Annotated in this window: 8 protein-coding genes; 6 read left to right on the top strand and 2 right to left on the bottom strand. The window is 68.9% G+C overall.

The genetic code is table 11. From position 1 onward, the window contains the following. Window positions 1-161: 161 nt before the first annotated feature. The 3 genes from ACZ6W9_RS27775 (at window position 162) to ACZ6W9_RS27765 (ending at window position 3,035) form a co-directional block, all read left to right on the top strand. A complete protein-coding gene (locus ACZ6W9_RS27775) occupies window positions 162-905 on the top strand; it encodes an MBL fold metallo-hydrolase (protein ID WP_389957165.1) in 744 nt (247 codons plus the stop codon). A gap of 211 nt (window positions 906-1,116) precedes the next feature. Next, on the top strand, window positions 1,117-2,319 hold the full coding sequence (locus ACZ6W9_RS27770) for a sensor histidine kinase (protein WP_470120377.1): 1,203 nt from the start codon (window positions 1,117-1,119) through the stop codon (window positions 2,317-2,319). Beyond that, window positions 2,316-3,035 (top strand): response regulator, encoded by a 720-nt coding sequence (locus ACZ6W9_RS27765; RefSeq protein WP_470120375.1) that lies wholly within the window; start codon window positions 2,316-2,318, stop codon window positions 3,033-3,035. Before ACZ6W9_RS27770 ends, ACZ6W9_RS27765 begins: the two co-directional genes overlap by 4 nt. A 110-nt stretch (window positions 3,036-3,145) precedes the next feature. Here the strand turns inward: ACZ6W9_RS27765 and ACZ6W9_RS27760 are convergent, their stop codons facing one another. Both ACZ6W9_RS27760 and ACZ6W9_RS27755 read right to left on the bottom strand, forming a co-directional pair. Continuing rightward, the gene (locus tag ACZ6W9_RS27760; RefSeq protein WP_470120373.1) at window positions 3,146-3,949 is read right to left on the bottom strand and encodes a hypothetical protein; all 804 of its coding nucleotides are present in this window, start codon (window positions 3,947-3,949) and stop codon (window positions 3,146-3,148) included. Between the two features lie 502 nt (window positions 3,950-4,451). Further along, window positions 4,452-5,045 carry a hypothetical protein gene (locus ACZ6W9_RS27755; RefSeq protein ID WP_389957155.1) on the bottom strand — a complete coding sequence of 198 codons (594 nt, stop codon included), beginning with the start codon at window positions 5,043-5,045 and terminating at the stop codon, window positions 4,452-4,454. Between the two features lie 84 nt (window positions 5,046-5,129). Between ACZ6W9_RS27755 and ACZ6W9_RS27750 the strand changes: the two genes are divergently transcribed. The 3 genes from ACZ6W9_RS27750 (at window position 5,130) to ACZ6W9_RS27740 (ending at window position 7,091) form a co-directional block, all read left to right on the top strand. Then, entirely contained in the window at window positions 5,130-5,312 is a 183-nt protein-coding gene (locus ACZ6W9_RS27750) for a hypothetical protein (RefSeq protein WP_389957152.1), read from the top strand. A 34-nt stretch (window positions 5,313-5,346) separates the two neighbouring features. Next, the gene (locus ACZ6W9_RS27745; RefSeq protein ID WP_389957149.1) at window positions 5,347-5,832 is read left to right on the top strand and encodes a diadenosine tetraphosphate hydrolase; all 486 of its coding nucleotides are present in this window, start codon (window positions 5,347-5,349) and stop codon (window positions 5,830-5,832) included. Between the two features lie 221 nt (window positions 5,833-6,053). Beyond that, entirely contained in the window at window positions 6,054-7,091 is a 1,038-nt protein-coding gene (locus ACZ6W9_RS27740; protein ID WP_389957146.1) for a sigma-70 family RNA polymerase sigma factor, read from the top strand. Window positions 7,092-7,103 lie beyond the last annotated feature (12 nt).

Here is a 7,103-nt window from a genome sequence, read left to right as displayed (position 1 = left end):
GCAACAGAGTCCCCTCCCGCAGACACTCACCGCTTAACCTGCAGAAACAGGATCACGCGAAGGGCAGCTCATACACCACTTCGCTGGACGTGACCGCCTCACGGCGGACCGGGACTTCGTGTCGATCACTGAGCACGAGCGACATCCGTTAAAGTTCACGGGTGCTGCTGACGATCATTGGCGGATGCGGTGCGTGGCCGGCGGCGGGCCAGGCCTGCAGTGGTCACCTCGTGGAGCACGACGGGTTCAGGCTGCTCGTCGACCTTGGACACGCGACGGTGCCGCGGCTGCTGGAACGGGTCAGCGCCGATCAGATCGATGCCGTGTTCATCAGCCACGGACATCCCGACCACTGCGCCGACCTGAACCCGCTGTTGCGGGCGCGCACCATGCGTGATGACCCCCCGGCGGCGCTGCCGGTGTACTCGCTGCCCGGAGCCCTGGACGCGGTGCTCGCGCTGGACCGCCCAGGGGTGCTGGCCGACGCCTATGTCCTGCACGAGTTCACCGCCGGCAGCGGATTCGACATCGGCCCGTTTCACGCACAGACTCGTCTGCTGCCGCACTCGGTGCCCAATGCCGGCATACGGCTGACAGCGGGCGGACGGGTGCTCGCGTACACGGGCGACAGCGGCCCGAGTCCCGACAGGGTGGAACTGGCGCGTGACGCTGACCTGCTCCTGGCCGAGGCCACCTTCGTGAACCAGGTCCCGGAGGATTCCCGCCGTCACCTGACGAGCGCCCGTCAAGCAGGCCGGCAAGCCCGGGAAGCCGATGTCCGGTGCCTGGTGCTGACGCACCTGCAGCCAGGCACGGACACCCCGGCCGCGCGAGCCGCCGCCGGGGCCGGCTACGACGGTGAGATCGGCATCGCCACGTCCGGTCTCACCTTCGACCTTTCGTGAGCCGGGGTTTCGGGGATCGAAGAACGTTCACCGGACGCGGGCTTGGACAGGACTCCACCCGTCATCGCTGTCTCGGTTCGCCGCGCTGCTGGTCGCGCCGACGGCCGATACGGGTGTGCTGCGTGCTAGCCGGTGGTATCCCTCGGGACGGACGCGGATGTCCGACCGTGGACGGATGCCGCATGATCCGGTCAGGCGATACCTTCCCACCATGAAATGGGCTGGATGGCGGCGCGGTGGAAGGGGCGTCACCGACGTGGCGGTGGCGGTCGCCGTGGCGCTGCTCATCAGATACGCCATCGTCGATCCGCCGGGGCCGTCGTCACCGTGGCCCGCGTGGTCGGCCTGGCTTGTGGCGGCGGTCCTGAGCCTTCCCATCGCCGTCCGGCGTCGCCGGCCGCGGGCCGTGCTCGCTGTCGCGTGTGCCGCGGGCACGGGGGCGACCATGGTCGGCGCCGTCGCGGCGGGCGCGATCTGGCTGACTTTCGTGCCGACCGTGCTCGTGCTGTACCTGGTGGCCACCACAGCCTCGACCGCCTGGTCCGTGGCGGGCCTGGCGGTCTGCCTGTCCGCCGCGGTTACCGCGATCCTGATCTTCTACACGCAGGTGTTCCCCGGTCTCGCGCTCGCGGCGGCGCCCAGTGAGCTGCCGGTGGCCTGGCCGATCGAGATCGGTACGATCGGTGTGCTCCTGACCGTCGCCTGGGCCCTCGGAACGGTCGTGCGCTGGAAGCGGGACACGACAGCCCGGCTCGTCCGCCACCTCGCCGACGCCGCGGTGACCGACGAGCGCAGGCGCATCGCCCGGGAACTGCACGACGTCATCGGCCACAGCATGAGCCTGATCGCCGTCAAGGCCACCGTCGCCAACCACGTCGCCGACGCCCGCCCGCAGGAGGTACGTGCCGCGCTGGCCGTCATCGAGCAGACCAGTCGCAGCGCGCTCGCCGAGATCCACCGGGTGCTCGACCTGCTGCGCTCCGACGGCGATCCCCGGCAGGACCCTGTGCCCGCACCCGGTATGGCCGACCTGCCCGAGCTGGCCGCCCACGCCCGCTCGGCCGGGGTCGAGGTGGAGCTGACCGTCCGGGAGGAGGCCGCCTTGCCTGCCGCGGTCGCGATGTCGGTGTACCGGATCGTGCAGCAGGCTCTGACCAATGTCGTCACCCACGCGGGGCCGACTCGCTGCGCGGTCACTGTGGGCGTCGACAGGCGGGAAGCAGTGATCGAGGTCGTCGACGACGGCCCCCGTCACGGCCGGCCGCCGCGTGCGAGCCACGGCGGACACGGTCTGGTCGGCATGCGGGAACGGACCAAGATGTACGGAGGCACGTTCAATGCGGGGCCCCGGCCGGCAGGAGGCTTTCACGTGTCGGCTCGACTGCCCTACGAACAGGACGGCACCGCGGCATGAGCATCGGCGACACGAGCATCGGGGCCGCACCGCACGAGTCGTCCCCACCCGTCCGGGTCCTGCTCGTCGAGGACCAGGTCCTGATCCGCGACAGCCTCAAGGTCCTCATCGACGCCACACCGGGACTGGCCGCCGCGGGCGAGGCGGGCACCGGTGCCGAGGCCGTGCTCCTGGCCCGCCGGCATCGGCCCGACGTCGTCCTGATGGACGTGCGGATGCCGGACATGGACGGCATCGAAGCGACCCGGCGCATCTACGCCGACCCCGCCTGTGCCGGCGTGCGCGTACTGATCCTCACCACATTCGACCTGGACGAATACGTGTACGCGTCGCTGCGGGCGGGTGCGAGCGGCTTCCTGCTCAAGAGTGCCACGGCGGCCGAGCTACTGGCCGCCATCCGGGTCGTCGCCTCCGGTGAGGCGCTGCTCGCGCCCACCGTCACCCGCCGGCTCATCACCGAGTTCCTGCGGGGACCTCATCCCACCCAGGGCGTACGGGGCCTCGATGACGTGACGCCGCGCGAGCGCGAGGTGCTCACCCTTGTCGGCAGGGGAATGTCCAACGCCGAGATCGCCGAGCATCTGCACCTCACCGTCGGCACGGTCAAGACCCACATCGGCCGCCTCCTGGCCAAACTGCAGGCCCGAGACCGGGCCCAGCTCGTCATCGCCGCCTACGAGGGCGGGCTCATCGTCAACCCGCACGGCCACCGGTGACCGGCCCGCCCTTCTCCGAACGCGATCGACGACCGGGTCGTTCCACGTCCCGAGATCAGCGACAGTGCCGGTGAGCCGGCTTCCGGCTGCACCGGCACCGGTCCGGCTCATCATCCTCTCGGGCCGAAACCCGTCATGAGGACATGTACGCCGATGAGGACGGCGACCCAGATCATGGCACGCCTGGTCGGCGGGGGGCCGCCGCGCAGCAGCGAGACGCCCAGGGGGATGAAGGCGATGCACAGACCGCCCACGGCGATGAAGGACTGTGGTTCGGTGCCTTTGAGCGTCCCGAGCGCGAGCGCAGGCATCAGGCCGAGTGCGATCGAGCGGCCCGGCCCCAGGGCACCGGAGCGGTAGGCGCCGATGGCCAGCACGACCCAGCCGAAGAAGGCCGGCCCGGACATGGACCTGAACGGGTGCCAGACCGTGTCCCGCCACGCCAGGTAGTAGCCGTCGATGCCGGTGAGCATGGTCTGCAGGCCGAGGACGTCGGTCAGGTGAAAGGCCAGGTGATCGGTGCCGAACTGGAAGGTCCGGGTGAACAGGCCGACGATCACCAGGCAGCCGCCCCAGATTCCCCACAGCGGGTTGGTGGCGGCGATCCTCTGTGCCAGCGTCATCACCGCCGGCCACAGCAGCACGAACCCGCTGGCGAAGCAGGTGTAGGCGGCGGTGATGAGGGCGGGATGCTGGGTGTAGGCGGTGAGCTGGTAAGGGACGAAGTAGTAGAACGGGGAGCGCAGGAGGGTCCCGGCCATGATCAGGCTGGGGCCGCCGATCAGCGAGATGGCGCTCACCCATCGACCGGGAAACGGGGGTTGGCGGTCCAGGTTGGCGGCGGCGTTGGCGGCCCGCCGGTCCGCGCCGGCCCGCCGCCATCGCGTGATGCGCCCGCCAAGCTCAAGCTTCATGGATTGCTGCCTGTCCTGTCCGTGTCGGTGCGCCCGGACCGGTATGTCGGGGCACGCCAAAATGGTGAGGGGTGATGCGGGGGGCGCGCGTCTGGCTCGGGTCGCATCTTGGTGGGCAGAAACGGGCAGGTGGTGCGACCCCAGACGGATGCGCATGTCCCCCCGTGGGCAGATGCCGAGTGGTCCGTTGAGGCGATGACTTCGCGTCCTGGAGGGGCGTGGCGCGGGAAACGATCGTCTTCGGGCCGGGAAGCGATCTTTCGGACCCGGGCTTCCTCCCAGGCCGGACCTACTCGTGAACGCCCCACAAGACGAAAGGCCCGGTTCCAGATCATGAGGCTGGGCCTTTTCGCTGTTCAGGGGTGTGCGGGTCGTCGGTGGCCGGGATCGTGTGGCGCGGTACCCGCTCGGGGCTCCGGGGCCGGAGTCAGCGAAGAGTCAGCGGACGTCCTTGAGGCGGGTGGGCCGCGACACTGTGGCGAGACGCTGGCCGGCGGCCGAGTCAGGCATCGGGGTTGTCGAGAATGATGACGGGCGCCTCTTCCACATTCAGCCACTCGCTCTCAAGCCTCATGCCGGTGGCTGCTTCCATGAAGGCGAACGGCGCGCTGCATTTGCCGCGGTAGTCCTGCGGGTCGAGGCTGTCGAGCATGGCGCGAAAGTCGGCCAGGATGCCGGGGTCTCCCTGTTGGATGGTGTGCTCGGGGAAGAGGAAGTCACGCATCCGTGCCCGGATCTCGCCGCCGGCTGCGTAGAGGAGTGTCTCGCCCCCCTTGAAGTGCCAGGTGGTCATCCATACGCGTGCCTCTTTGCTGAGCTCGGTGAGGACGAGGTCGGACGGGGCTATGCCGTAGCTGAATTCGAGGAAACCCCAGCCTCCTTGGCCTTTGAAGACGAAGAAAACGGGTCGGTCCTCCGTGAAAGCCTCCTCCGTGGGGTACTCCATGATGCGATGCTCCGGGTCGCGACCCCCGTTCAGCCGCCGGAGGAGATCGTCCACCGTGATCTCCTCGTTGAGAGGTTGCACGATGATCCAGCAGAGTCCGTTCTCCAGCCACTGGTTCCGCTCGAAGAGGCTGCGGTAGTGATCGATCACATGATCATTATGGTGAAGGCCGGGCAGCATGGTGAAGGCCCGACTCCAGATGGTGGAATCGGGCCTTCTTGTCGATCGGGGACTATGCGGTCGGTTCTGATCTGCACCAGGCCCGGCAGGCGCACCCGGCTCATCTACCGCTTCACCGCCCACGACATCGACGGGCTCGCGGCCCTGGTCAGGAACCGGCTCAAACGCATGCAGTACCAGCCGCGCCTTCTGGAAGGCTTCATCGTCGAGACCGGCCTCGCGCTCTCTGACCTGTGACCTCCGGCGTTCTCGCTCGGTAGGGTCGACGACCATGGTCAACGACTGGCGAGCGGACCGGATAGGAAGTGCCCTGGAGGGCGGCAATCCCACCGTGCTGCGACGGCTCGAAGCCGGCTTCGCGGTGATCGGCGATACCCAGTTTCTGCCGGGCTACTCGGTCCTGCTGGCAGACGAGCCCGACGTTCAGCGGCTATCGGACCTGCCCCGCGCCAGGCGACTGGCGTTCCTGTCCGACATGGATCGGCTCGGCGAGGCGGTCGAGCGGGCCTGCCGCGCCCTGGACCCGGCGTTTCGGCGAGTGAATCTGGAGATCCTCGGCAACACCGATGCCTTCCTTCATGCGCATGTGTGGCCGCGCTACGAATGGGAGCCCGCCCATCTGGTCGGCCGTCCGGTGTGGCTGTACCCGCACGAACACTGGAGCGATCAGCGATTCGCTCTGGGGCCACAGCACGATGCGATGCGTGAGGCGATCAAGCGTGAACTGCATCTGCTCTCGGGAAACGAGCATCCCTGAACAGGGAAGCGATCTTCGAAGTGGCTCTCGCGCCGCAGGTCGGGGTCGCGTCCACGGACGTGATGCGGGGGTTTTCAGCTGCGTGGCGTGGCGTCGTTCCGTTCGCATCCGTGGATCCGCACACGACGCCGTCTCCCGGCCGGCCCCGGTCCTGATCGAGTGCCGGTGAGTCGACGTAGCCTGACCCGCGTCGGATCGGATCGGGACGGGACGGGTGGCGGATGCGGTTCGGGTCTGGGTGGGCGGACGAGCGTGGTGCGACGGAGCTGCTGGCCGCGGCTCGAGCCGGGGACGATGCCGCGTTCGGATGCCTGGTGGGGCCGCTGCGGGACGAGTTGCGCGCGTACTGCTACCGAATGCTGGGTTCGGTCCACGACGCGGAGGACGCGGTGCAGGAGACGATGGATCGAGCGTGGCGCAACCTGGAGCGGTTCGAGGATCGCGGGTCGATCCGGCCGTGGCTGTACAGGATCGCGACGAACCGGTCGCTGACGCTCATCGAACGGCGGGGACGGCGTGAACTGCCTGCGGATCTGAGTCCGGCGGGAGCGCCGCAAGCCGAGGTGACCTGGCTGGAACCGTACCCCGACCGTTTGATGAGGTGGACGGCGGAGCAGGTCCCGGAGGACCGGGCGGTGGCGCGGGAGAGCGTGGAGCTGGCGTTCGTCGCCGCCCTGCAGCATCTGTCCGGTCCGCAACGGGCGGTCCTGGTACTGCGTGATGTCCTGGGCTACACCGCCCGGGAGACCGCCGACACGTTGGAGAGCACGGTCGCGGCGGTCAACAGCGCCCTGCAACGGGCCCGCAAGGTCATGGCGGCCCTGCTCCCGGAGACCACCCAGCGGCGGACGCTGGACGCGTTGGGCGAAGCGAAGCGGCGGGAGCTGGCCCGGAAGTACGCGGCAGCCTGGGAGGCCGCGGACGTCGATGCCATCGTGGCGATGTTGACGGAGGACGCCAGATACTCGATGCCGCCACTGGCGACCTGGTACGCGGGCCACATCGACGTCCGCGGGTTCCTGACCGAGGCGGTGACGAAGCGACGCTGGCGCTTCCTGCCCACTCGGGCGAACGGGCAACTGGCGTTCGGTACCTACATGTGGGACGGGCGTCGAGCCGTCTACGTCGCGGCGGGCCTGGACCTGCTCGCTTTGCGCGGCACCCGGATCGCCGAAGTGGTCTCGTTCCTGGACGCGGACCTCCCGGCGTTCGGCCTGCCGTCGGAACTGGAGGAGAAGCGGTACGGCGATCCGCGATGAGTTTCTGGAGAC

Source organism: Streptosporangium sp. NPDC053982, assembly GCF_055585205.1.
This window is presented reverse-complemented; position numbering and strand designations above follow the sequence as displayed.